This window comes from Candidatus Njordibacter sp. Uisw_002 (assembly GCF_047730155.1).
GTDB lineage: Bacteria > Pseudomonadota > Gammaproteobacteria > Pseudomonadales > Balneatricaceae > Njordibacter.
On sequence record NZ_CP159832.1, the window covers coordinates 1,835,278 to 1,858,119 of the forward strand.

The 22,842-nt window shown below is 44.4% G+C and carries 25 protein-coding genes; 16 read left to right on the forward strand and 9 right to left on the reverse strand.

The window, feature by feature from the left end:
- The first annotated feature begins 100 nt into the window (after positions 1 to 100).
- From ABXT42_RS08705 to alr, 8 genes are read left to right on the forward strand one after another with little or no spacing between them, the layout of a single operon-like run.
- A complete protein-coding gene (locus ABXT42_RS08705; RefSeq protein ID WP_443627759.1) occupies positions 101 to 883 on the forward strand; it encodes a putative hydro-lyase in 783 nt (260 codons plus the stop codon).
- A gap of 14 nt (positions 884 to 897) precedes the next feature.
- Entirely contained in the window at positions 898 to 1,674 is a 777-nt protein-coding gene (locus tag ABXT42_RS08710; protein WP_443627760.1) for a 5-oxoprolinase subunit PxpA, read from the forward strand.
- Between the two features lie 9 nt (positions 1,675 to 1,683).
- Positions 1,684 to 2,397 (forward strand): 5-oxoprolinase subunit PxpB, encoded by a 714-nt coding sequence (gene pxpB, locus ABXT42_RS08715; RefSeq protein ID WP_443627761.1) that lies wholly within the window; start codon positions 1,684 to 1,686, stop codon positions 2,395 to 2,397.
- Positions 2,387 to 3,349: a biotin-dependent carboxyltransferase family protein gene (locus ABXT42_RS08720; RefSeq protein WP_443627762.1), complete on the forward strand. Its 963-nt coding sequence runs from the start codon at positions 2,387 to 2,389 to the stop codon at positions 3,347 to 3,349. The genes pxpB and ABXT42_RS08720 overlap by 11 nt, the downstream gene beginning before the upstream one ends.
- A gap of 2 nt (positions 3,350 to 3,351) precedes the next feature.
- Positions 3,352 to 4,209 (forward strand): DUF4392 domain-containing protein, encoded by an 858-nt coding sequence (locus ABXT42_RS08725; protein ID WP_443627763.1) that lies wholly within the window; start codon positions 3,352 to 3,354, stop codon positions 4,207 to 4,209.
- A 32-nt stretch (positions 4,210 to 4,241) separates the two neighbouring features.
- On the forward strand, positions 4,242 to 5,129 hold the full coding sequence (locus ABXT42_RS08730) for a LysR family transcriptional regulator (protein WP_443627764.1): 888 nt from the start codon (positions 4,242 to 4,244) through the stop codon (positions 5,127 to 5,129).
- A gap of 3 nt (positions 5,130 to 5,132) precedes the next feature.
- Positions 5,133 to 5,990, forward strand: coding sequence for a D-amino acid aminotransferase (locus tag ABXT42_RS08735; protein ID WP_443627765.1), 858 nt, complete (start codon positions 5,133 to 5,135; stop codon positions 5,988 to 5,990).
- 10 nt (positions 5,991 to 6,000) lie between these two features.
- The gene (alr, locus tag ABXT42_RS08740; RefSeq protein ID WP_443627766.1) at positions 6,001 to 7,083 is read left to right on the forward strand and encodes an alanine racemase; all 1,083 of its coding nucleotides are present in this window, start codon (positions 6,001 to 6,003) and stop codon (positions 7,081 to 7,083) included.
- Positions 7,084 to 7,099: 16 nt separating this feature from the next.
- Here the strand turns inward: alr and rodA are convergent, their stop codons facing one another.
- The 7 genes from rodA to ABXT42_RS08775 form a co-directional block, all read right to left on the reverse strand.
- On the reverse strand, positions 7,100 to 8,236 hold the full coding sequence (rodA, locus tag ABXT42_RS08745) for a rod shape-determining protein RodA (RefSeq protein WP_443627767.1): 1,137 nt from the start codon (positions 8,234 to 8,236) through the stop codon (positions 7,100 to 7,102).
- Positions 8,237 to 8,238: 2 nt separating this feature from the next.
- Positions 8,239 to 10,143, reverse strand: a complete 1,905-nt coding sequence (gene mrdA, locus ABXT42_RS08750; RefSeq protein WP_443627768.1) for a penicillin-binding protein 2 — start codon at positions 10,141 to 10,143, stop codon at positions 8,239 to 8,241.
- Between the two features lie 11 nt (positions 10,144 to 10,154).
- Positions 10,155 to 10,622 carry a 23S rRNA (pseudouridine(1915)-N(3))-methyltransferase RlmH gene (gene rlmH, locus ABXT42_RS08755; protein WP_443627769.1) on the reverse strand — a complete coding sequence of 156 codons (468 nt, stop codon included), beginning with the start codon at positions 10,620 to 10,622 and terminating at the stop codon, positions 10,155 to 10,157.
- Positions 10,623 to 10,991 carry a ribosome silencing factor gene (rsfS, locus tag ABXT42_RS08760; RefSeq protein WP_443627770.1) on the reverse strand — a complete coding sequence of 123 codons (369 nt, stop codon included), beginning with the start codon at positions 10,989 to 10,991 and terminating at the stop codon, positions 10,623 to 10,625.
- Positions 10,992 to 11,009: 18 nt separating this feature from the next.
- On the reverse strand, positions 11,010 to 11,681 hold the full coding sequence (gene nadD / locus ABXT42_RS08765) for a nicotinate-nucleotide adenylyltransferase (protein ID WP_443627771.1): 672 nt from the start codon (positions 11,679 to 11,681) through the stop codon (positions 11,010 to 11,012).
- On the reverse strand, positions 11,662 to 12,930 hold the full coding sequence (locus tag ABXT42_RS08770; protein ID WP_443627772.1) for a glutamate-5-semialdehyde dehydrogenase: 1,269 nt from the start codon (positions 12,928 to 12,930) through the stop codon (positions 11,662 to 11,664). Before ABXT42_RS08770 ends, nadD begins: the two co-directional genes overlap by 20 nt.
- 100 nt (positions 12,931 to 13,030) lie before the next feature.
- A complete protein-coding gene (locus ABXT42_RS08775) occupies positions 13,031 to 13,672 on the reverse strand; it encodes a flavin prenyltransferase UbiX (RefSeq protein WP_443627773.1) in 642 nt (213 codons plus the stop codon).
- Between the two features lie 236 nt (positions 13,673 to 13,908).
- On the opposite strand from ABXT42_RS08775, the gene ABXT42_RS08780 reads away from it, so the two are divergent.
- Both ABXT42_RS08780 and ppa read left to right on the forward strand, forming a co-directional pair.
- Positions 13,909 to 14,877, forward strand: coding sequence for a class 1 fructose-bisphosphatase (locus tag ABXT42_RS08780; RefSeq protein ID WP_443627774.1), 969 nt, complete (start codon positions 13,909 to 13,911; stop codon positions 14,875 to 14,877).
- Between the two features lie 92 nt (positions 14,878 to 14,969).
- Positions 14,970 to 15,497, forward strand: a complete 528-nt coding sequence (gene ppa, locus ABXT42_RS08785; RefSeq protein ID WP_046484594.1) for an inorganic diphosphatase — start codon at positions 14,970 to 14,972, stop codon at positions 15,495 to 15,497.
- A gap of 52 nt (positions 15,498 to 15,549) precedes the next feature.
- Here ppa and ABXT42_RS08790 read toward each other — a convergent pair whose 3' ends face one another.
- Both ABXT42_RS08790 and ABXT42_RS08795 read right to left on the reverse strand, forming a co-directional pair.
- A complete protein-coding gene (locus tag ABXT42_RS08790; protein ID WP_443627775.1) occupies positions 15,550 to 16,560 on the reverse strand; it encodes a DUF2333 family protein in 1,011 nt (336 codons plus the stop codon).
- A 60-nt stretch (positions 16,561 to 16,620) separates the two neighbouring features.
- Positions 16,621 to 17,601: a hypothetical protein gene (locus ABXT42_RS08795; protein WP_443627776.1), complete on the reverse strand. Its 981-nt coding sequence runs from the start codon at positions 17,599 to 17,601 to the stop codon at positions 16,621 to 16,623.
- A 167-nt stretch (positions 17,602 to 17,768) separates the two neighbouring features.
- On the opposite strand from ABXT42_RS08795, the gene aroQ reads away from it, so the two are divergent.
- The 6 genes from aroQ to proB all read left to right on the forward strand — a co-directional run bounded on the left by aroQ (position 17,769) and on the right by proB (position 22,738).
- On the forward strand, positions 17,769 to 18,209 hold the full coding sequence (gene aroQ / locus ABXT42_RS08800) for a type II 3-dehydroquinate dehydratase (RefSeq protein ID WP_443627777.1): 441 nt from the start codon (positions 17,769 to 17,771) through the stop codon (positions 18,207 to 18,209).
- Between the two features lie 32 nt (positions 18,210 to 18,241).
- On the forward strand, positions 18,242 to 18,700 hold the full coding sequence (accB, locus tag ABXT42_RS08805; RefSeq protein WP_443627778.1) for an acetyl-CoA carboxylase biotin carboxyl carrier protein: 459 nt from the start codon (positions 18,242 to 18,244) through the stop codon (positions 18,698 to 18,700).
- A 14-nt stretch (positions 18,701 to 18,714) separates the two neighbouring features.
- Positions 18,715 to 20,055 carry an acetyl-CoA carboxylase biotin carboxylase subunit gene (gene accC, locus ABXT42_RS08810; RefSeq protein WP_443627779.1) on the forward strand — a complete coding sequence of 447 codons (1,341 nt, stop codon included), beginning with the start codon at positions 18,715 to 18,717 and terminating at the stop codon, positions 20,053 to 20,055.
- Positions 20,056 to 20,223: 168 nt separating this feature from the next.
- Positions 20,224 to 21,117 (forward strand): 50S ribosomal protein L11 methyltransferase, encoded by an 894-nt coding sequence (gene prmA, locus ABXT42_RS08815; RefSeq protein WP_443627780.1) that lies wholly within the window; start codon positions 20,224 to 20,226, stop codon positions 21,115 to 21,117.
- A gap of 37 nt (positions 21,118 to 21,154) precedes the next feature.
- Entirely contained in the window at positions 21,155 to 21,883 is a 729-nt protein-coding gene (locus ABXT42_RS08820) for a TSUP family transporter (protein ID WP_443627781.1), read from the forward strand.
- Between the two features lie 87 nt (positions 21,884 to 21,970).
- Positions 21,971 to 22,738, forward strand: coding sequence for a glutamate 5-kinase (gene proB / locus ABXT42_RS08825; RefSeq protein WP_443627782.1), 768 nt, complete (start codon positions 21,971 to 21,973; stop codon positions 22,736 to 22,738).
- The last annotated feature ends 104 nt before the right edge of the window (positions 22,739 to 22,842 follow it).

Genomic DNA, 22,842 nt, shown 5'->3' on the forward strand with positions numbered 1-22,842 from the left:
TCTATCAATGGTCGTAATAGAATTAATTAGACACGCCCCCTTGTGACCTGCAAAATGCACAATAATTTCATTAAATTAATTACTGACCTTCGGACGTTCTATGACCCTTTCACCACTGCAGCTTAGACAACAGATCCGTAGCGGCTCTATGACCAGTAACACCTCTGGTTTGTGCTCAGGTTATGTACAGGGAAATCTGTGTATTTTACCTGAAGCTTATGCCAATGATTTTTTAAAATTTTGCCACCTCAACCCAAAACCATGCCCTATTATTGGCATGTCTGAAAAGCCCGGAGACTTTCGTCTAAAAAGCTTAGGTCAAGACATCGACCTGCGCACCGATATTCCTCAATATAGGCTTTTCAATCATGGCAAAGCTGATCATCAAGTGGGCAACATTCTTGATCATTGGCGTGATGATTTAGTGGCCTTTGTGCTTGGTTGTTCTTTCTCTTTTGAGGAAGCGCTAATAGCAGATGGGCTAGAGGTTCGTAACCTTACCGAAGGTGTAAATGTTCCCATGTATCGCACTAACATTGCCTGTAAAAAAGCAGGGCCATTTGCGGGCAATATGGTGGTTAGCATGCGGCCATACAAACCTGCAGATGCTATAAGAGCGATTCAAATATGCAGCAGATTCCCTTCTGTGCATGGCGCTCCAGTGCATTTTGGCTCACCTGGCGACATTGGCATTACAGATTTAAACCAACCTGATTTTGGTGATCGAGTCACCCTTAAAGACGGTGAAATACCTGTGTTTTGGGCTTGTGGAGTAACACCTCAAGTAGCCGTTGAAAGAGCTAAACCATCATTTTGTATTACTCATGCACCTGGCTGTATGTTGGTTACCGACTTACCCAACAGCCAGCTGGCGATATTTTAAACAAGGAAAATAACATGCTACTTAATTGCGATTTAGGGGAAAGTTATGGTTCTTGGACTATGGGCCAAGATGCCAAAGCAATGCCACACATTGACCAAGCTAACATTGCCTGTGGTTTTCATGCCGGCGATCCATTGGTAATGCAGCGTACATTGGCATTAGCAAAAACACATGGGGTGATGGTGGGAGCCCACCCTGCTTACCCAGATTTAGTTGGTTTTGGTAGAAGGTCTATGAACTGTTCAGCCCAAGAAATAGTGGCGTTTATGCACTATCAAATTGCGGCGTTAGAGGGCATGGCAGCTTGCCAAGGCTTAGTGCTAAGTTATGTGAAGCCCCACGGCGCCCTTTATAATGACATGATGAGCAAATCATCGGTGCGAGACGCAGTAATGCAAGCAGTGAGTAGCTATCCAACGCGGCTATCTTTTAATGGAGACAGTGCTCCATCATTAAAACTAATGCTGCAAGCCAACGCTTATGCCAAAGACCATCTAAAACAAGCGCAAGAGCTCAATTTAGAACTCTATTTTGAAGCCTTTGCAGATCGCTGTTACGAAGATGATGGCAGCCTAATGGCCCGCTCTAAAGCTGGCGCAGTATTAGATCATGATGCCATGCTAAAGCAAGTACAACAGCTCACTCAAACAGGTACCATTACCACAGCTAGTGGGGCAGCCTTAAAACTCCAAGTCGATAGTCTTTGCGTACACGGCGATAATGATGCCGGTATTGCGGCTATAGAATCTATCCGTAAGTTGATGGAAAATCCATCCACTGATCAAGCATAGCCACATACTATGAGCACCAATCGAACACACATAGCAATAGCCAGTGAAAATAGCTACATCATCTATTTTGGCGACCCTGACAGCTTGCAAATTAGCCCTGAAGTTAGTGCCGCTATAGCCAGTGCATGCGCCCAAGTAAAGCAGCATTTTGGAACCAAACTTATCGACTTAGTGGCATCCTATGCGTCTTTATTAGTCATTTATGACACTCATCAGTGTGACCACTTATGGGCAAAGACAGCCCTAAGATTGATATTGGATACGCCACAACAGGTTAGTCAAAATGGTGGCCAACTGGTTGAAATACCTGTGTTTTATAGTACTAAATATGGCCCAGAGCTTAATTTGTTAGCCCAAAATGCAGGGCTTAGTGTGGAGCAAATTATCGATATACATAGCGCTACAGAGTACCGTGTGTATGCCATTGGTTTTGCGCCAGGTTTCGCTTACTTAGGTGAAGTAGATGAACGCTTAGCCGCGCCAAGGCTTGCCACCCCAAGACTTAAAGTACCAGCTGGCGCAGTAGCTATTGCTGATCGCCAAACTGCAGTATATCCAGCAAGCTCTCCTGGTGGATGGAACCTTATTGGCCTTTGCCCTACCCCAATGTTTAATGCACAAACACAGCCACACATGCCTGTAACAGTGGGTGATCGAGTTCGGTTTGTGCCTATTGATGAGCAACAGTATCTCACTATGGGAGGCTTGTTACATGAGCTATAAAGTTCTTCAACCTGGTTTACTTAGTTCAATACAAGATCTGGGCCGTTTTGGCCAGCATGATATCGGCTTAACTACTGGAGGGCCGTTAGACAATGAAGCCTTTTTATGGGCTAATCGAATTTTGCATAACGTCCCAAACGCCAGTGCCATTGAATTAAGCTTTGGCGGTTTACAATTATTAGCCCAAACCAGTAGTTACTTATGCGTGACAGGTGCCCAGCTAGATTTGACTATTAATGGCGTTGAAAAGGCTTTATGGACGAGTCATAAAATCTTACCTGATGACGAAATTAAACTAGGCTATTCTAGCCATGGATGTCGAAGCTATGTCAGTGTAGCTGGTGGATTTAATATCAATCCAAGCTTTGGCAGCAGCGCAACAGTGGTTCGAGAAAAGGTAGGAGGCATTGCAGGTGCTAAACTTGCAGCCAATGATTGCTTGCCTTGCTCGCGCATCACGCAATTGCCACGCCAAGCACTAGCGCCAGAACACAGGCCTTTGTATGCTCAAAAAAACACCAATAGGCGTGATGGAAACACTGTATTACGCTTATTGCCTGGTTACCAACATCACCTGTTTGATGCCGCTACCCGAGCGCGTTTTTTCCATGGACAATATACAGTCACAGATCGAAGTGACCGCATGGGGATGCGCCTTGAAGGGCCAGCTGTGCCCTGCCCATCCCAAAACATGTTATCAGAAGGCATTTGCTTAGGTGCAGTTCAAGTGCCTGCCGATGGGCAACCTATTGTTCTACTTAAAGATCGTCAAACCATTGGTGGCTACCCTAAAATAGGTGCAGTTTTAGCCCGAGATACGGCTTCTCTTGCTCAGTTGAGGCCTGGAGATACGCTACATTTTGAAGAAGTAGATTTGTACCAAGCCCATACTATTAATACCCTAGCCCAACTTAAATTTAACCATACACCACTGTTGCACCTGAAGGATTAACCATGCTTAATGACCAACAACTTAGCCAACAGATTGAAGATGCTTTAGTCGCTCGAAATCCTCGTGGCATGGCCCAAGTGCAGCCTGCTTTAGATGCAGGTTATTGCTTAAGAGCGGCACAAATTTTACAAACTTGTATAAAAGGCACATCAGGAAGCACAGTGCTCATTGGCACAGGATTTCCTGTAGTAGGTACCTTTGAAACAGATGGTCCTGTGGGCGCTATCGCACTTTACCAGTGCTTAGAAGAACTAGGCGCTGTGCCTATAATTGTATGTGGAGAACCACTTGTGGGGGCTCTTAGCGCACGCTATCGGACACATAAAATTGAACTAGGTATTTCAGACAATATAGCAGCGCAGACTTTAGCTGCTCTGGAGCTTCTAAACCCACAAGCGATTGTTTCTATTGAACGCCCAGGCCAAGCTCAAGATGGGGGCTATTACAATATGCGTGGTGAGAGTATCAGCCAAGGCACTGCGTGTTTTGATAGCTATATGGACTTGGCTAAATGCCCTACTATCGCTGTAGGTGATGGTGGCAACGAAATAGGCATGGGAAAGGTAATCCATGCACTTGAAAAGCTGGATATCGTGCCTGCTATAACCCAGGCAGATGAGCTTATTATTGCAGATGTTTCTAACTGGGGCGCGTACGGCATGATTGCTTTTTTAGGTCTATGGCATAGACACGATTTATTAGCTAAAATTGAGCCCTTGTCTATTTTGCAGTATTTATCAGACCTTGGCAGCGTAGACGGTGTAACGCGTATAAACCAACTTACAGAAGATGGTTTGCCAGTAAGCGAAGGCCAATCTGTGATTAACCAATTACGCCAAATCACTGGTTTTTGTGATTAATTTTGTCAAAAAAATCAATATAGGAGCTCAGTGTGCGTCTTCGTAACCTCAACAGCTTTATTAAGGTGGCTACTTTAGGTAGTTTCCACGGTGCTGCGTCTCAGTTACATGCGTCTCAGCCTGCGATTTCTGCTCGCATTGCCACTTTAGAAGAAGAGCTAGGGGTTAAGCTATTTAAACGAGATCAAAGTGGCACCAAACTTACTGCACGGGGCAGGCAATTACTACCTTTTGCCGAACGCTTAGTGGCTATTAGTAGTGAAATGAAGGCTCAGTTACAAGATGACGCCCCTCAACAGGGTGTATTTCGTATTGGCATTGCAGACACTGTAGCGCACTTATGGCTAAGAGATTTGTTAAAGGTGTGGCGTGAGCAGCACCCATTAATCCAATTCGAACTCACTATAGACTTGTCTTTATCGCTATATAAGCAGCTAGAGGAACACCAACTAGACCTAGCGCTAATGGTGTACACAGGGCAAGCAGTGTCTGTTAACACCCAGCCACTAAGCTCGCTTCCACAAGTGTGGGTAGGTAGCCCTCACTTTGCCAAAAATAGCCGTAGTATGGACATCAACGCTTTAAGTCGATGCCCTATTTTAAGCTTTCCAGCAGCCACAGGCCCAGGAAAGCACTTGCAAGAATTATTTAGCCAAGTGGCAGAAAAGCCAAAATTTCATACCAGCAATTCAGTGTCTGGCTTATTAGCTATGGCCGAACAAGGTGCCGGCATTGCTTTATTGCCTCAACCTATTGTAGAAGATGCGTTAAACAATGAACGGCTTATCGCATTTAATGTTGATCCAGCACCTCCAAAACTAAAATTTTGTTGTGGTTGGCGTCAAGATGAAGATCGTTTATTACCACAATTATTAGCCGACAGCGCCAGTCAACTGGTTAGTCAAATTATTAGAGATTAAGTTATGAGCATTGTTTACCTTAATGGCAGTTTTATACCCATGGAAGAAGCTAAAATTTCACCTTTGGATCGGGGCTTTTTGTTTGGTGATGGCATCTATGAAGTGATTCCTTCTTATGGTGGAAAAATGGTGGGTTTTGGGCCACATATTGACCGTATGATCGAAGGTTTGGCCGCATTAGAAATACAGCTTAACTGGAGCCATGATCAATGGCGTGACCTATGCCAGGAGTTGATTAATCTCAACCCTGATCCTCAAGTTGGACTATATTTACACGTCACCCGTGGTGCCGACACTAAGCGCCATCACCCCTACCCTGCAGGTGTAACGCCTACAGTCTTTGCTATGCCTACGGCTATTCCGGCTGCTCCTATTCCGCAGCGAGATAAAGTTAATGCCTACAAAGTAACCACCATGCAAGATCATCGCTGGAAGAAGTGCAACATTAAATCCATTTCTTTGCTTGGTAATGTAATGCATTATCAGCAAGGCTACAGCCAAGGTAGTGACGAAGTTTTGTTATTTAATGAACAAGGTGAACTAACTGAATGCGGCGCCTGCAATGCATATATTGTTAAAAACGGCACCGTAATTACACCCGTGTTGGATAATCAAATTTTACCAGGCATCACTCGCCTGATTGCTTTAGGCGTATTGCGTGAAGACGGCAGCATTGCTGTAGAAGAACGAAATGTCACAAGAGAAGAAGTGTTTGATGCTGACGAAATTTGGATTTCCAGCTCTAGTAAAGAAATTGCGCCAGTGACTCAAATTGACGGTCAATTGGTAGGTGATGGTAAGCCTGGCCCTGTATGGGAAAAAGCTGCTCAACTATACAGCGCTGGCAAATTTAACTACTAGAGACTTCATCATGGCCCGTCCAAGTTATATGGCCGTAGACCTGTCTGCATTGGTTCATAATTATCAATGGGCCTGCAGTCTAGCTCCTCACTCACAGACTATGGCTGTAGTTAAAGCTAATGCATACGGTCATGGAGCAATAGAGTGCGCTATGGCTTTACAACCCTATGCCCCTATATTTGGCGTGGCCTGTATTGAAGAAGCTTTAGTATTGCGCAAAGCAGGCATCCATAAGCCCATCGTATTACTAGAGGGGCTCTTTAGCGCTGACGAAGTGGCTGTTGCTGCTGAGCAAGGTTTTTGGGTCATGGTAGAAGATCCTACGCAAGTTAGTGCTATATTGAATGCCAATTTAGCCAAACCTATTACAGTATGGATTAAAGTAGATACTGGCATGCACCGTTTAGGCTTAAGCCCAAGCAATGTGGATCGCTATTATCAACAGTTACGGGCAAGTGATAACGTAGCCCAAGGCATCGTATTTGCTACTCACTTTGCCAGTGCTGATGAAATTAATAACGACTTCACTAAGCATCAGCTAAAGCTTTTTATGGACACCGTTGAGCCTTTTAATACGCCTTTAAGTTTGGCCAACTCACCCGCTATTATGGCGTGGCCAAAAGCCCACGCTGATTGGAACCGAGCGGGGTTCATGCTTTATGGTAATTCACCCCTAGATGCAGATCACCCTTCAAGTCAGGGTTTACAGCCCGTTATGGGGATGTATTCTGCCATAACGTCTTTGCGTGAAATTGAGGCTGGACAAACAGTGGGTTATGCACAAACATGGACCGCTAAGCGCACTTCAGTCATCGCCACTGTATCCATTGGCTATGGAGATGGTTACCCTCGTAATGCTGCTTCTGGCACACCAGTGTTGGTAAACGGCCAGCGTGCTAGCCTTGTTGGCCGCGTATCTATGGACATGATTACTTTAGATGTGACAGATCTTCCGGGGGTTAAAATAGGTGATCCGGTATGTTTATGGGGCAAAGATTTGAATATCAATGAAGTTGCAAGACACTCAAGCACTATAGGTTATGAATTAATGACCAGAGTGACACAGCGCCTACCCATTAAGTATATCCGCTAATCTAAGTGCGCTATCTCTAAGTACGTTGAGGCCTGCGGGCATGTATAGACATTAATAAACCCAAACTTGCCATCAAAGTGACAGCCGATGTACCTCCATAGCTTACCATAGGCAATGGGACACCAACCACGGGTAACAAACCGCTAACCATACCGATATTAACCACTACATATACGAAGAAAGTGAGGGTTAAACTTGCCGCTAACATTCGATCAAACGGATGCGCTGCAGATCCAGCGATCACTAGACCTCTAAGTAACACTAGAAAATAGAGGGCAAGTAATAAACAAACACCCATTAAACCAAACTCTTCAGCAAGTACAGCAACGATAAAGTCAGTATGGGTCTCTGGTAAAAAGTCTAGGTGTGATTGCGTACCTTGTAACCATCCCTTCCCATTAATACCACCTGAACCGATCGCAATTTTAGACTGGATAATATTCCAACCTGCACCCAAAGGGTCGCTTTCTGGGTCTAAAAATGTCAGCACCCGCTGTTTTTGGTATTCGCGCATCCCCATCCATAAAAGGGGCAAACCTGCAGCGCCTATTACCATTGCAGCGATTAAATAACGCCACAATAACCCCGCAAAGAAGATCACAAAAACACCAGAGCTTCCCACAAGTAATGCAGTGCCAAGATCAGGTTGCTTTGCAATGAGTAATACAGGTATCGCAACTAATAATATAGCCACAAATACGTGTGCTAGCGAAGGGGGTCTGGGCCTACTAGCCAAATACCATGAGACCATAAGAGGTACAGCCAGCTTCATCATTTCTGATGGCTGAAATCGCGGTAAGCCTGGTAGCTCCAGCCAACGCTGAGCACCTTTAGCACCCACGCCAAAAAAGAGCACAGCAAGCAGCAATAAAAGCCCAGCAATATATACCAAAGGAATCCAGCGTTGCGCATGACGTAGGTTCATTTGCGTGATGAAAATAACCACTAGCAAGGCTACGCCATAGCGTATTGATTGTCTTTGCACCGCAGCGTCACTCGCACCAGAGCCAGAGTAAAGTACTAATAAGCCAAAAGACATAATGGCAAATATCAATATCAATAAAAATGGATCTAGCCTAAGCTTTACCCAGAGCCCTGGGCCCTTTCTTAAGTGTCCTTTTGCATCTGGGGCGCTGCGCTGGAAGTCCGCCATAATTATGAGCCTCCCACATTGTCTTCTGATTTCACCTCAGGTTTGGGCTCTAAAACGTATAAGTCGAAAAGCTTACGGGCCAAAGGTGCTGCTGCAGAGCTTCCGCCTCCGCCATTTTCAATAATCACTGCAATGGCAATTTTTGGATTATTAACAGGAGCCCAGCCTATGTACAAGCCATGGTCACGAAAACGTTCAGCAATTTTATCTGCATCATAGGTGCTGTCTTGCTTTATCCCCAACACTTGAGCGGTGCCTGTTTTTCCAGCCATTTTATAACTACTATTGGCGCCACTGCGACGCCCAGTGCCTTTTGCCCCATGCATCACGTCTATCATGGCGTTATGTACACCGTCCCAATCGCTATTTCGTTTGAGCTTAATATCAATTGGTTGCTTTGGATCATTACGACCTATGTCACTCACCTTAGTAACCGCTTGGCCATTAATAGCCTTAATCATACGCACTTGGTGCCATTGGCCTTTATTAGCCAACACCATAGTCATACTTGCTATCTGAGTGGGTGTGGCTGATAAAAACCCTTGTCCAATACCAAGGTTTAAAGAATCTCCTGGAAACCAAGACGCATTCCGATTAATGCGTTTCCATTGCTTGGTGGGTAACACAGCCTTAGTAGCTTCTGGCTGATCTGCAATGGTCACTTGCCCAAACCCAAATTTGGCAAGATATTTTGTCATTGGATCATTGCCCATCAAATGGGCAATTGCATAATAATAGGTGTCTACAGACTCAACGATAGATTTATGCATATCGACACGTCCGTGACCCCCTTCTTTCCAGTCACGATAAAAGCGCCCACCTTCTGTAAGCTGATAGTAGCCTGGGTCCCAAAGGGAATAGTTACGAGGGACTAAGCCAGTATCCATGCCTGCAAGAGCAATCACAGGTTTAACCGTAGACGCTGGAGGATATCGACCCCTTAATGCTCGATTGAATAAAGGCAGGTCGTCAGAATTGCGTAGCGCTTGGTAATTGGCATTGCTAATGCCAGTTACGAATTGATTAGCGCCATAAGTTGGCGCACTAGCCATAGCTAACACCCCACCAGTGCTGGGGTCTATTGCTACAATTGCACCACGCTTTCCCTCTAACAATTTCACAGCAGCTTGTTGTAATTGAGCATTTAAAAATAGAGTAATATCTTTACCAGGCACTGGTTCAAAGCGCTCTAATACCTGTAAAACTCTGCCTCTAGCATTAGTTTCTACTGTTTGGTGCCCCACAGTGCCATGCAATTCATTTTCGTAAAAGCGTTCAACACCCAATTTTCCAACATGATGGGTGGCACTGTAATTAACACTATCCAGCTTGGCTAATTCTCGATCATTAATGCGCCCCACATAACCCAAAGCATGCACAAAACCATCATCCATGGGGTAGTAACGCACCAACTCTGGTACGATTCTAACTCCTGGAAGACGGTGTTGATTAACAGTAATTTGAGCAATTTCTGTAGGGTTCAATTGAAAACGTAATGTTACTGGACTAAAAGGCCTGCGGGGCTGATTTAACCGACGTTTAAAACGTTTAATGTCATCTTGATCAATGGTAACCACTTCAGCTAGCTCAGTGAGCATAGAATCGATGCCTTTGTGCCCCTTGATTAATCGCTCTGGCACTAAGGTTAAACTATGGCTGGCACGATTGCCTGCTAACAAAACACCGTTGGTGTCGTAAATTAAGCCCCGAGTTGGCGCAAGGGCCTGTAACTGCTGACGATTATTATCTGACTGCGTCACATAATGTTCATGCTGAATGACTTGCAAATAAATCAAGCGGGAAATTAAACCAACAAAAACCAACACTATAAGCAGCAAAGCCCACCAAAGGCGGGCTTTAAATTGGCTGACTTCTTGGCGCTGAGAATCCATCTTTAACCAGGGCATAATCTGCTCAGCTACTTATGATAGGGGTGATTATTAAGCAAACTCCAGGCGCGGTAGATTTGCTCAGCAAGTAACACACGCACCAATGGATGAGGTAGTGTAAGAGGTGATAAAGACCAACGTTGGTCAGCCCTTGCCAAACAAGAATCGGCTAATCCGTCTGGCCCACCGATAAGTAGAGTGACATTTTTTCCACCCATACGCCAATCACCACACTGCTTAGCTAGCTCTTGTGTACTCCAAGGCTGACCAAGCACATCTAGCGCAATAACATAATCTTGTGCTGGGATAGATGACAACATCTGTTCTCCTTCTTTAGCAATGGCACGTTTTAAATCCGCACCTTTACCCCGAAATCCTAAGCCTAGCTCTTGTAACTGCAATTGCATATCGCTGGGCATACGGCGAGCATACTCATCATAACCTTGCGTCACCCAAGCAGGCATTTTGGTGCCTACTGCTAGCAACTTAATCTTCATTTATAGGCGAGGCTCTACATCACTAGATAAATTTTCTTTAAGTGCTGGGTTCCACAAACGCTCTAGGTCATAAAAATCACGAGCTTCAGCTTGCATCACATGAACCACAACATCACCTAGATCTGACAACACCCAATCGCCACTCATTTCACCTTCAATACCCAAAGGAGCAACGCCATTTTGTTTAGCTTGGAAAGAAACTTCGTCTGCTAAGGACTTTACATGGCGATTAGAGGTTCCCGTTGCGATTACCATGTAATCAGTAACATTTGATAAACCACGTACGTCTAGAAGTACAATGTCTTTGCCTTTCATATCTTCTAAGGCACTGGTGATCAATTTTAATAAGTCTTCAATTGGCATAGCCATAATTTGTGTTCCAAAAATCTAATTAATGCCGTAAAGGCTTTGGCTTGCAATGTAGTGTGCCACTGCAGGCGCTAATTCTGTTGCACTTGGTTGATAACCTAAGCACAGCTGCTGACGTATCTGTGTTGCAGATACGTCATGTTGCCCTAATTTCAGGTGGGCCACCTGACCAGATGGTGATGCTAATAACTGTTTAGCTTCATCCACTTTGTGAGCTGTATACCAAGTAAGCAACTCAGGATCTTTAGGCCAACTTACTTGTGGCCTTGTAAGCACCAACAGGTGCCCGTATGTTAGTAATTCTTGCCAGCGGTGCCATTGTGTTAATTGCGCAAAAGCATCCACACCCAAGCACCATATCAACGGCATCATAGGGCCTATTTCTTGCCTTACTTCAGCCATAGTTAACACACTATAGCTTGGTCCTTGGCGCTCAATTTCGCGCATATCTATAGCTAACTGCTCATGACTTTGAATCGCCAAAGTCAACATTTTTGCCCTTTGCTTCGACGTTGCAACAGGCGCATGCCTATGGGCAGGCTGGCTATTAGGTAAAAGATATAGGGGTTGAACACCTAAATAGTTACTTAGCTCAATAGCCAAAGACACATGGCCTTCATGGATAGGGTCAAAGGTACCACCCCACAGCACTCTGGCTGCTGGGCTTACATTAGGTGCGGATATGTCCATCACCAAAAACTACATATTTTTGAGACGTTAAACCTTGCAGCCCAACAGGCCCACGCGCATGTATCTTGTCAGTAGAAATACCTATTTCTGCACCCAGGCCATATTCAAAACCGTCTGCAAAAGCCGAGGATGCATTGATCATAACCGAACTTGAATCTACCCGCGCTATAAACTCACGTGCTTTGGTGTAGTTTTCGCTCACAATCACATCGGTATGATGGGAGCCATAAACGTTAATGTGCTTAATAGCGGCATCCATATTAGCCACTACTTTAATAGACAATACAGGCGCAAGGTACTCTGTATACCAGTCATCTTCTGTGGCTGCAACAATAGTGCTGTGGTAACTGCCAATTTGGGCCATCGCTTGCGGACATAAGCGCAGCTCAATATTAAACTCTTGTAGACTTTGCGCAAGTTGGGGCAATATTTCAGCCACACGAGACTCAGCGATTAACAAAGACTCCATCGCGTTACATACACCATAACGTCGAGTTTTAGCATTAATGGCTATGTTAATAGCCTTGCTGGCGTTAGCTTCATCATCAATATACACATGGCAATTACCATCCAGGTGTTTAATCACAGGTATGCGCGCTTCGGCACTCACCCGCTTAATTAAGCTTTTGCCGCCACGAGGCACAATGACATCAACATACTCTGCCATGGTGATCAGCTCACCTACAGCAGCACGGTCTGTGGTTTCTACCACCTGCACTGATGCTGAAGGCAATCCAGCTTCTAGTAGGCCTTGCTTTACACATTGAGCAATAGCTTGATTTGAATGAGCGGCTTCTGAGCCACCTCTTAAAATGGCAGCATTACCCGACTTAATACATAAACTGGCTGCATCTACAGTAACGTTGGGCCGAGACTCATAAATAATACCAACAACACCTAAAGGGACACGCATTTTACCAAGCTGTATACCGGAGGGGCGAAAGCTCATTTCTGAAATTTCTCCAACAGGATCTGCTAGCGCTGCAACCTGCTGCAGCCCTACCATCATGGCGTCAATGCCTTCGTTGGTTACTTTAAGGCGATCAAGCATGGCGTCATCTAAACCGCGCGCTTTGCCTGCGGCTAAATCTTTCTCGTTAGCTGCAATTAGGTTTGACCTGGATGCGTTTAAAGCGCTGGCCATGGCCAAAAGAGCCTTGTTTTTGGCCATAGTCGGCGCTATAGCCAAAACTGAACTTGCAGCTTTTGCTTGAACTCCTAGTTTTTGCATATAATTGACGACAGACATGGCAATGAACTCTTAAATTTTAGTGAAAATACTAGCGCGCACATTATAGCCTGAATCTAAGCCAAATAGAGCAAAAGCGAAATTAATTAATCGAATTTATCTATTCACCCCAAGCTGGCACTAAAGTCTGGGCCAACCCAAGCTGGGAGAGTATTCTAGCCACCACAAAATCAATCATATCTGCCACACTTTGGGGTCTATTATAAAACCCAGGGCTTGCAGGAATAACTACCGCCCCCATGCGTGTTAATTTAAGCATATGCTCTAGATGAATTTCCGAATACGGAGCTTCTCTTGGCACCAGAATCAACTTTCTACGCTCCTTTAAATGCACATCAGCCGCACGCTCAATAAGGTTATTACTTGCCCCGCATGCTATTGCTGACAAACTCCCTGTGCTACACGGACACACCACCATAGCGTCGCCACCACCAGAGCCTGATGCAACCGGGGCCATCCACTGCTGCTTTGCAAATACGCGAAGCTGGCCTTCACTAGCACCATATAAATCAGTAAAAAAAGCCTGCATCGCTGCCGTTGCTGACGGCACCTTTAGGTCTGTTTCTGTGGCTAGCACTACTTGTGCAGCTGCAGACACCATCAACGATACTTCACATTTAGCAACCAACAGGCATTGCAACAACCGCAAACCATATTGGGCACCTGAAGCGCCAGTGATCGCCAAAGTCACCTTAAAAGGCGCCTCACCATGGGATGAGAGATGAGCAAACGTAGTATTCATAAAATTAATTGCGCAGTGAATTTAAACATCATTGTACCAGCTAACAGGCCATTAGCTAATACCCGCACCAACAGCAATACCTCGCTCTCATCATTATGGCGCTTGAAGATGATACACAGCGCATCAAAACAACATAAAAGAGCTCACAATTAGACTTAAGCCGCAAGACTTTTTAGAGTAAGTGTCGTACAATGACGCCCAACTTTTACGCGCTATAATGGACATATAAAAATCTAATGCTGAGCCTCGATCAAGCCCTTGAGCAAGCCCAAGTTGACCCCCAACTTGTATCAGTAGTCGACTCAATCACTATCACCTGTAAAAATATTGCCGAGCGTTTACGTGGAGGCGCTTTAAGTGGCCTTTATGGCTCTGCTGAGCAAGAAAATATTCAAGGTGAAGTACAGAAAAATTTGGACGTCATTTCCAACGACTTACTCAAGCAAGTGCTGCTAGCTAATAGAAGTGTGGCAGGCATTGCATCTGAAGAAGAGGAAGACGTTATTGCAGGCAACGAAGAAGGACAATATCTTGTCACTTTCGACCCTTTAGATGGCAGCTCAAACATTGATGTAAACGTCACCGTAGGCACTATTTTTTCTATACTTGCACTACCTAAAGACTGCACGGAAGTTACTGCGGACACTTTTTTACAGGCAGGTAATAAACAAATTGCCGCAGGCTATGTGTTATATGGACCCTCTGTCATTCTTGCTATCACCACAGGCAAAGGTGTGGCAATGTATAACTTAGGTGCAGATGGCGTGTTTTACCAAACACAAGATCAAGTGCAAGTGCCTACAACCACTGCAGAGTTTGCTATTAACATCTCTAATCAGCGCTTTTGGCAAGCTCCAATGCAAGCGTATGTTAACGACTTACTACTGGGTGAAGAAGGCCCTTTGGGGAAACGCTTCAACATGCGCTGGATCGCTTCAATGGTGGCTGAAGTACACCGCATTTTGACCCGCGGCGGGATATTCATGTACCCCTACGACAGTCGCGATCCAAGTAAAGCTGGCAAACTGCGTTTAATGTATGAGGGTAACCCTATGAGCTTTCTGATTGAACAAGCAGGTGGCGCTGCAAGTAACACCTTACAACCTATTATGGACGTAGAACCTCACCATATTCACCAGCGAGTGCCTGTGATTTTAGGTTCTAAAGAGGAAGTTGAACGCATTAATCGCTACCATAAAGCCTAGCTGTGCGACTAACTATATTAGTCAAAAAATTAGCTAACTCAGCGCATTAATCATCACAGTATTATTAACTATTATTAGGATCAAACTAGATCATGAGCTATCAAAACATCCCAGCCGGTAAAGACTTACCCCACGACATTTACGTTGTCATTGAAATTCCAGCTAACAGCAGCCCTGTTAAGTACGAAATTGACAAAGACGCTGACGCTTTATTTGTTGACCGCTTCATGGCTTCGCCAATGTTTTATCCAGCCAACTATGGCTATATTAACAACACCTTAGCCGATGATGGCGACGCGCTAGATGTATTAGTTGTTACCCCTTACCCTGTAGTACCTGGAAGTGTGATCCGCTGCCGTCCAGTAGGCGTTTTAAACATGACTGATGAAGCAGGTGAAGACGCCAAGCTGTTAGCAGTACCTCATGAAAAGCTAACTCAAGCCTATAATGATGTGCAAGACATCACCGATTTACCAGAAATGCTACGCAATCAAATCAAAGAGTTTTTTGAAAACTACAAAAACCTAGAAAAAGGCAAATGGGTTAAGGTTGAGAGCTGGGAAGGCGTAGAGTCTGCAAAAGCTAAAATCCAAGTTGCAGCCGCAGCCTACAAAGGCTAAAGCAGCAACAATGCACGATCTCTTTGCGCAGGCAATGAGATCGTGTGCTACCCTACCCTTGAGTTAACAACTCTCTTAGATCTATGATGCCTGCATTAGCGCGGGATATATAAGATGCCATCACCAATGAATGATTGGCCATCAAACCAAATCCAGAACCATTCATTATCATCGGACTCCATAAGGTTTCTTGGGTGGCTTCTAACTCACGAATAATTTGACGCAAACTCACTAGTGCATTTTTCTTTTCTAGCACTGAACTAAAGTCCACTTCAATCGCGTGCAATAGTTGTATTAATGCCCAACTTGCTCCGCGGGCCTCATAAAATACATCATCAATTTGAGACCAAGGCGTTTTAATTTCTAGCTCTGACGACGTGGTGGTGGATTGTGTGGCTGAAGCATCTCCTGCCAAATCTGTGTTTAAGCGCTTCTGGCCTACACTGGCACTAAGTCGCTGAGACAAACTACCCAATCGTGTTTCTACGTCACCTAACCATCTAGTTAAATTATCTGCGCGGGCATAAAATTGAGCTTGGCTTTGCTGCTGATCAGACAACCGCTCAAGATAACGTCCAAGTGCATTTATACCAGTACGATACTCTCCCTCGCTTGATGGCAACATCCAGCTTTGGCTATCAAAATTGAATTGCGGCTCTGCCACAGCTAAGTCAACATCTTCAGTAGACTGCGATTGCGATCGACTAAAATCTTTACGCAATGCTCGAGATAAATCACGCACTTGAATTAAAACACCATATTCCCAATTAGGAATATTATCCATCCACACGCCAGGCAAGGAGACATCGTTAGAGAGGTATCCACCTGGCTTGTCCAGTAAAGTAGTCGCTACATTTAACAAGGCTGTTGTGGTCGCTGCGCCCGTCACGGCCTGGTTGTTACTGGGCGGCAAAACGTCAGGCTCACTATTCCAATAAAAACCCAGCACCATGGCTATCAACACATACACCAGCACAAAGGCAGCCACTGACTTAAGTATCCAGTGGCTGCCATCCACATAATCTTCTTTAATGTTACGAAATCCCTGCTTAATGCTCAGCATTTTTTACTTCCTTATGAATACCTTTATATATTAACAACTACAATCTATGTTTATATGCTGTTAGTTAGAGTAAATTTCAAGCTCATCTTTGCGCGCTAGGTAAGTAACTTCTAGCCGCACTGGCTTGCTATGCTTTATATTAGCTCGGATGCGCTGCTCTGGATCAGCACCATTCATTACTTTATAGACCCACCGTGCTTGATTATCTTTAGGGGCAACAATTAATATAGTGGCCTGTAATTTTTGAGCCTGTTGTGCCACAGTGATCAACCACTTGGCCAAATGTTCATCTTGCTGGCCAATCAATTTAGCCGGCAGTGGCAGCCTTTGAGTTCTCATGGTTGGTGTTTTAGTCACCGGACCAGATACTGGCTTCAGTAGCTTTTTTGTGACTAGCTCAGGCGCTGCTGTAAGTTTTTTAGTAACTGCATAATCGTCTATCAAAGCCTTCATTTCATTAAGTTTTTGATGTTGAGGTTTCACTTTTTTAGCTCTAGACCAAAATACACGAGCCTGTTCCAGCTTGCCCTTTTTTAAGCTATTACGTAACAACTCATAATATCGTTGGACAATTTTTTCTAAAGCGTCAAGTGCCTGTGCGTTGTCTGGATTTTTGTCTAGCACCTGAGTTAGAAAATAATATGCACTTTCTCCTTTGGGCGTCGTTAACTTATCATTCGAAAAAGCCCACCCAGCTTCGCCTAGTAAGAAAGCAACACCGTCAGAAGACTGAGTATTATCAACCTCAATCTCAACCTCAACCTCAGACACCTGAGTCTTAGCAGTGTCATTTTTAACCACACCAGACTTCTGCTCAGTAATGTCCTTAACGATAGGAACTAGGTTTGCGCTCGGCTCTATCGGCGCCAAAGCCTTTAACACAGGTGATGATTGGGCAAGCCCAACACTTTGATCATTAGTGACTTGTTGCCCCTGCGCTTTTATAGGGAGTTGCGTAGCACACCCTGTGAGCATGAAAAACACACTACTAAAAACAACAGTGTTAAGGCGCAGGAATAGACGTAAAGCTGTCAAAGTCATAAAAAGCATCCAATATAGTTTACCCCTACAAGAGTAACATAACAGTGGCACAGGAGCGCAGACTCCTCTAGGGTTAAATAAAGTATAAAAACTTCGGCAAAATCCTGCCAACCTGCTATCATCTTCCATTATCTTCATTAACTTGCTGGCGCAATGGAAAGTATTTAATGGCACATATCCTGCTACTTAATGGTCCAAACCTCAACCTACTTGGTAAACGAGAGCCTGGAATCTACGGCACGCTCACCTTGGCGCAGATAGAATCACAGTGCCAACTACAATGCCAGCAAGCTGATGTTATTTTACATTGTAAACAAAGTAACGCCGAGCACGAGCTCATAGAGGCAGTTCATCAAGCCCAAGAAGATGGCGTCCAGTACATCGTTATTAACCCAGCAGCATACACACACACAAGCGTGGCCCTGCGCGACGCATTGCTTGCAGTAAATATTCCCTTTATTGAAGTGCATCTAAGCAATGTGCATCAACGCGAAAAATTTCGCCATCATTCTTATTTATCCGATATTGCTCAAGGCGTTATTTGTGGCCTAGGTGCTGACGGTTATCATTTTGCTATGGACGCCGCCATTGGACGTTTGAGCAGTTAATTTTCATTTTAAAAAGATACACAGGAGATCATGTGGATATTCGTAAAGTAAAAAAGCTCATCGAGTTACTAGAAGAGTCTGACATTAACGAAATTGAAATTAAAGAAGGTGAAGAGTCTGTGCGCATTAGTCGCGCCTCTTCAGCAATGATGGCTGCTGCTGCACCAGTAATGCAAGCCGCTCCAGTAGCCGCGATTGCTGCTGCACCACCTGCTGTAGCAGCTGAACCTGCTGCTGCAAGCGCACCTGCTGTGAATGGCCATGCAGTAGCCTCACCTATGGTTGGAACCTTTTATCGCTGCCCGTCTCCTGGCGCACCAGCGTTTTCTGAGGTAGGCCAAAAAGTTAAAGAAGGTGACGTTATTTGTATCATCGAAGCGATGAAAATGATGAACCAAATTGAAGCCGACAAATCCGGTACTATTACCGCGATATTGGTCGAAGATGGTGAAGCCGTTGAATTTGATCAACCTCTGGTCACTATTGCCTAATACCGGAGTTTCCTATGTTAGAAAAAGTTGTTATTGCTAACCGTGGAGAAATCGCCCTACGTATTTTACGTGCCTGTAAAGAATTAGGCATTAAAACCGTAGCCGTGCACTCCAAAGTAGACAAAGACCTAATGCACGTGCGTTTGGCTGATGAGGCGGTGTGCATTGGCCCCAACTCGTCAACCGAAAGCTATTTAAACATCCCACGCATTTTATCAGCGGCAGAAGTGACACACGCCACAGGCATCCATCCTGGCTATGGTTTCTTGGCAGAAAATGCAGACTTCGCAGAAATGGTAGAAACTAGTGGCTTTACCTTTATCGGACCTACTGCTGCAACTATTCGCATTATGGGCGATAAGGTAGCAGCGATTAAAGCCATGCAAAAAGCAGGCGTACCAACAGTACCAGGCTCTGACGGCCCTTTAGATGATGATGAAGAACGCACCAAACGCATCGCAAGAGGCATTGGCTACCCTGTTATCATTAAAGCCTCTGCAGGTGGCGGTGGTCGCGGAATGCGTGTGGTAGAGAATGAAGAATCTCTAATTACCTCTATTGCAGTCACCAAAGGCGAAGCCAAAGGTGCTTTTGGTAATGATACGGTTTACATGGAAAAGTTTTTACAAAATCCGCGCCATGTAGAAGTACAGATTTTGGCTGACGGCCAAGGTGGTGTTATCCACCTTTACGACCGTGACTGCTCCATGCAGCGCCGTCATCAAAAAGTAGTAGAAGAAGCTCCAGCACCTCACATGGATCAAGCTGCTCGTGCGCAAGTACTTAAAAGCTGCACCGATGCTTGTCTTGAAATTGGTTACAGAGGCGCGGGTACATTCGAATTTTTATATGAGGACGGTGGTTTCTATTTCATTGAAATGAACACTCGCGTTCAGGTAGAGCACCCTGTATCAGAAATGATTACTGGCATAGACATCATCAAAGAACAGCTGCTTGTTGCTAGTGGTTTACCACTATCTGTGAAGCAAGAAGACATCGTCATCAATGGCCATGCCTTTGAGTGTCGCATCAACGCAGAAGATGCTAAAACCTTCATGCCATGCCCAGGAAAAGTGACACAGTTTCACGCTCCAGGTGGCTTAGGTGTAAGGGTGGACTCCCATCTTTATAGTGGTTACACAGTGCCACCCTTTTATGATTCTATGATTGCGAAAATCATCACCCATGCGCCTACACGCAAACAAGCATTAAAACGTATGGAAGTGGCTTTGGATGAAATGATCATTGATGGCATCAAGACTAACATCGCTTTACAACAAGAAATTGTACGTGATGCACTTTTTGCTGAAGGTGGGGTTAATATCCACTACTTAGAAAAGAAACTAGGCCTCTAAACCTTCGTTTTGACATACTCGCCTTAACTTAATAGAAGCGTCTATAACCTCTATTAAGTTAAGGCAAAAGGGCTTAAACCCAGCACCTGCATTATTTGATGCAGATACTGGGTACTGGCCCTTTTTTTTAACCCCATATATTAAGCCTAACCGCTTCCAGAGATCTTTATGCCTTGGGTTCAAATTACCTTATCTTCTACACCTGAAAATTCTGAATTTTTAGAGGACATGCTATTACTATGCGGCGCAGGGGCGGTGAGCATGCTAGATGGTGCAGACCAACCTGTCTTTGAGCCTATCAAAGGCACCACCCCTTTATGGCAAGACACCCAAGTTATGGGTTTGTTTGAAGCAGATACCGATAGTGACGCTCTATTAGATCACCTTAGAAACGGCTGGCAAGAGGCTTTTCCTAGAACTCACTTCCCCACCTACAAGCTAGAAATTTTAGAAGATAAAGATTGGGAAAGGCAGTGGATGGATCGCTTTGAACCTATTCAGTTTGGTGAACGCCTGTGGGTTTGCCCTAGCTGGAAACCAGCGCCAGACCCAAGTGCTGCAAACCTTATGTTAGATCCAGGCTTAGCTTTTGGCACAGGCAGCCACCCTACTACTGCTCTATGCTTACAGTGGATTGCACAGCAAAACTGGGAAGGCAAAACTGTCATAGATTACGGCTGTGGCTCAGGCATCCTAGCCATTGGCGCCATTCTGATGGGCGCTGAGCATGTTGTAGGCGTAGACAACGATACCCAAGCGTTAACCTCAACAATTGATAACGCCAAGCGTAACGGTATTAGCGCCGATACCATTCCGGTATTTTTACCTGAAAACGCCCCTAACAAGGCAGTTGATGTAATGCTAGCCAATATATTAGCAGGCCCATTAATAGATATGGCAGCGCGCCTTGCAGCACTTACCAAACCCAAAGGTTTAATCGCTTTGTCTGGCATTCTGGATCATCAAGCCGATGCTGTGATAGCTGCTTATACACCATGGTTTGACATGCATAGCGTAGTGTCTAAAGACGAATGGGTGCGTATAGACGGGCAAAAACGCTAAATTTCATAAAAGGGAATACATATGTATTATAAAACTTATGGACTTTAGCACTGCACAGCTTGTCGCGATCAGCTGCATTTTTGTTTGGTCTGGTTTTGTCCGTGCAGGCCTTGGTTTTGGTGGCGCAGCCCTTGCGCTACCATTGCTGTTAATGGTGGCAAATCAGCCGCTATTCTTTTTGCCCATTATTGCTTTGCATTTATTAATTTTCTCTAGCCTAACCATGGGTAAAGGCTTCAAAAACGTTGATGGCGCCTTTCTAAAAGAATCACTAAGCTGGATGATTATCCCCAAGTTAGCTGGCTTAATAGGCCTATTAAGCCTACCCAATCAATGGATGGTGTGGATCATATATGCCATCACCGCAGGTTATGCCTTCACATGGATTATAAAGTGGGAAATACGCAGCCAGTCTCCTTGGGCAGACCGCCTGTTGTTTATAATTGGAGGCTATTTTAGTGGTGTATCACTTATTGGGGCGCCTCTAATCGTTGCTGTAGCAGTGCGAAAAATACCACTAGAGTCGTATCGTGATACCTTGTTTGTGCTTTGGTTTATTCTGGTGACGATCAAGATCTGCGCTTTTGCTATTGCTGGAGTAGATTTGCAATGGCAGTGGTCTCTCATGCTTTTATTACCTACCGCTTTAGGACATCTTTTGGGGCTTAGATTTCATCATTTTATGTTAAAGCATGATGCCCAAATAGTACGACAATGGTTGGGGATCGGTTTGTTAGCAATAGTTGTTATTGCTCTGTGGCAATAGCTTCAGGCTATCTGTGTTACAATATGTCTCGCATTAATCAAACAAGGGGAAAAGAATCTTATTAATTACACCAGTGGTGAGTACTAAATGAAGCGAATTACACTAAAAGTAGGAAGTGGCGTTTTAACTGAAAATAACGCTGTTGCCAAGGAAAGGATGCTAAATTTAGTTACGTTTATTGTTAAGTTGAAAAAAGTTTACGATGTCATTTTAGTTTCTTCAGGGGCCGTTTCTTTTGGTTACACCGCATTAAAATTAGACCGAAAAAAACATATCAGTAAAAAAGTACTCGCAGCTGTAGGCCAGCCTATTTTAATGAGTAACTATAAAGCTTTATTTGATATTTATGATGTAGATACTAGCCAAGTATTAATGACCGAAGAAGATTTTGATTCATTAGCCCATATTGAAATTTTTCGTCAAATTATAGATTCACAGATTGAACACGAAATACTACCTATCGTGAACGAAAATGACATTACTACTATTTCTGAGCAAGTATTTGGTGACAACGATCAACTCTCTGCCCACGTTGCCCATCACAGCAATTCTGAAACACTAGTAATCCTTAGTGACATCGACGGCTATTATGATAAAAACCCTAACGAACACGATGACGCCGCTTTATTCAAAAATGTGACTAAAATACCACCATCAGAACTTCAAAAACCAGACACTTCTAATCATGAGTTTGCTACGGGTGGCATAGTCACCAAATTAAAAGCTGCCCAGTTTATGCTAGATCAAGGGCGCCAAATGTTTCTTTGTAATGGGTATGATCTGACCTCAGCAGAAGAGTTTTTAATCGATGGGGTACACAATAAAGGGACGTTGTTTTCCTCTTCAAAGGGCTGAAAAGCACCAAAAATCATTTAATGAGTATAGCCTTATGCTCATAATTGAGTTGAACAAAAAACGTACAAAACGTACAATAGATGACTTAATTTTAAGGCTCATCT

Bases quoted from the DNA above. Each gene is read 5' to 3' on its own strand.
- pxpB (WP_443627761.1), top strand. From the start codon at position 1,684: ATGAGCACCAATCGAACACACATAGCAATAGCCAGTGAAAATAGCTAC.
- ABXT42_RS08790 (WP_443627775.1), bottom strand. From the start codon at position 16,560: ATGCTGAGCATTAAGCAGGGATTTCGTAACATTAAAGAAGATTATGTG.
- rsfS (WP_443627770.1), bottom strand. From the start codon at position 10,991: ATGGCTATGCCAATTGAAGACTTATTAAAATTGATCACCAGTGCCTTA.
- mrdA (WP_443627768.1), bottom strand. From the start codon at position 10,143: ATGCCCTGGTTAAAGATGGATTCTCAGCGCCAAGAAGTCAGCCAATTT.
- ABXT42_RS08795 (WP_443627776.1), bottom strand. From the start codon at position 17,601: ATGACTTTGACAGCTTTACGTCTATTCCTGCGCCTTAACACTGTTGTT.
- ABXT42_RS08725 (WP_443627763.1), top strand. From the start codon at position 3,352: ATGCTTAATGACCAACAACTTAGCCAACAGATTGAAGATGCTTTAGTC.
- alr (WP_443627766.1), top strand. From the start codon at position 6,001: ATGGCCCGTCCAAGTTATATGGCCGTAGACCTGTCTGCATTGGTTCAT.
- nadD (WP_443627771.1), bottom strand. From the start codon at position 11,681: ATGGACATATCCGCACCTAATGTAAGCCCAGCAGCCAGAGTGCTGTGG.
- ppa (WP_046484594.1), top strand. From the start codon at position 14,970: ATGAGCTATCAAAACATCCCAGCCGGTAAAGACTTACCCCACGACATT.
- ABXT42_RS08780 (WP_443627774.1), top strand. From the start codon at position 13,909: ATGCTGAGCCTCGATCAAGCCCTTGAGCAAGCCCAAGTTGACCCCCAA.
- rodA (WP_443627767.1), bottom strand. From the start codon at position 8,236: ATGGCGGACTTCCAGCGCAGCGCCCCAGATGCAAAAGGACACTTAAGA.
- accC (WP_443627779.1), top strand. From the start codon at position 18,715: ATGTTAGAAAAAGTTGTTATTGCTAACCGTGGAGAAATCGCCCTACGT.
- ABXT42_RS08705 (WP_443627759.1), top strand. From the start codon at position 101: ATGACCCTTTCACCACTGCAGCTTAGACAACAGATCCGTAGCGGCTCT.
- ABXT42_RS08735 (WP_443627765.1), top strand. From the start codon at position 5,133: ATGAGCATTGTTTACCTTAATGGCAGTTTTATACCCATGGAAGAAGCT.
- ABXT42_RS08820 (WP_443627781.1), top strand. From the start codon at position 21,155: ATGGACTTTAGCACTGCACAGCTTGTCGCGATCAGCTGCATTTTTGTT.
- rlmH (WP_443627769.1), bottom strand. From the start codon at position 10,622: ATGAAGATTAAGTTGCTAGCAGTAGGCACCAAAATGCCTGCTTGGGTG.
- ABXT42_RS08770 (WP_443627772.1), bottom strand. From the start codon at position 12,930: ATGTCTGTCGTCAATTATATGCAAAAACTAGGAGTTCAAGCAAAAGCT.
- ABXT42_RS08710 (WP_443627760.1), top strand. From the start codon at position 898: ATGCTACTTAATTGCGATTTAGGGGAAAGTTATGGTTCTTGGACTATG.
- proB (WP_443627782.1), top strand. From the start codon at position 21,971: ATGAAGCGAATTACACTAAAAGTAGGAAGTGGCGTTTTAACTGAAAAT.
- prmA (WP_443627780.1), top strand. From the start codon at position 20,224: ATGCCTTGGGTTCAAATTACCTTATCTTCTACACCTGAAAATTCTGAA.
- ABXT42_RS08720 (WP_443627762.1), top strand. From the start codon at position 2,387: ATGAGCTATAAAGTTCTTCAACCTGGTTTACTTAGTTCAATACAAGAT.
- aroQ (WP_443627777.1), top strand. From the start codon at position 17,769: ATGGCACATATCCTGCTACTTAATGGTCCAAACCTCAACCTACTTGGT.
- ABXT42_RS08775 (WP_443627773.1), bottom strand. From the start codon at position 13,672: ATGAATACTACGTTTGCTCATCTCTCATCCCATGGTGAGGCGCCTTTT.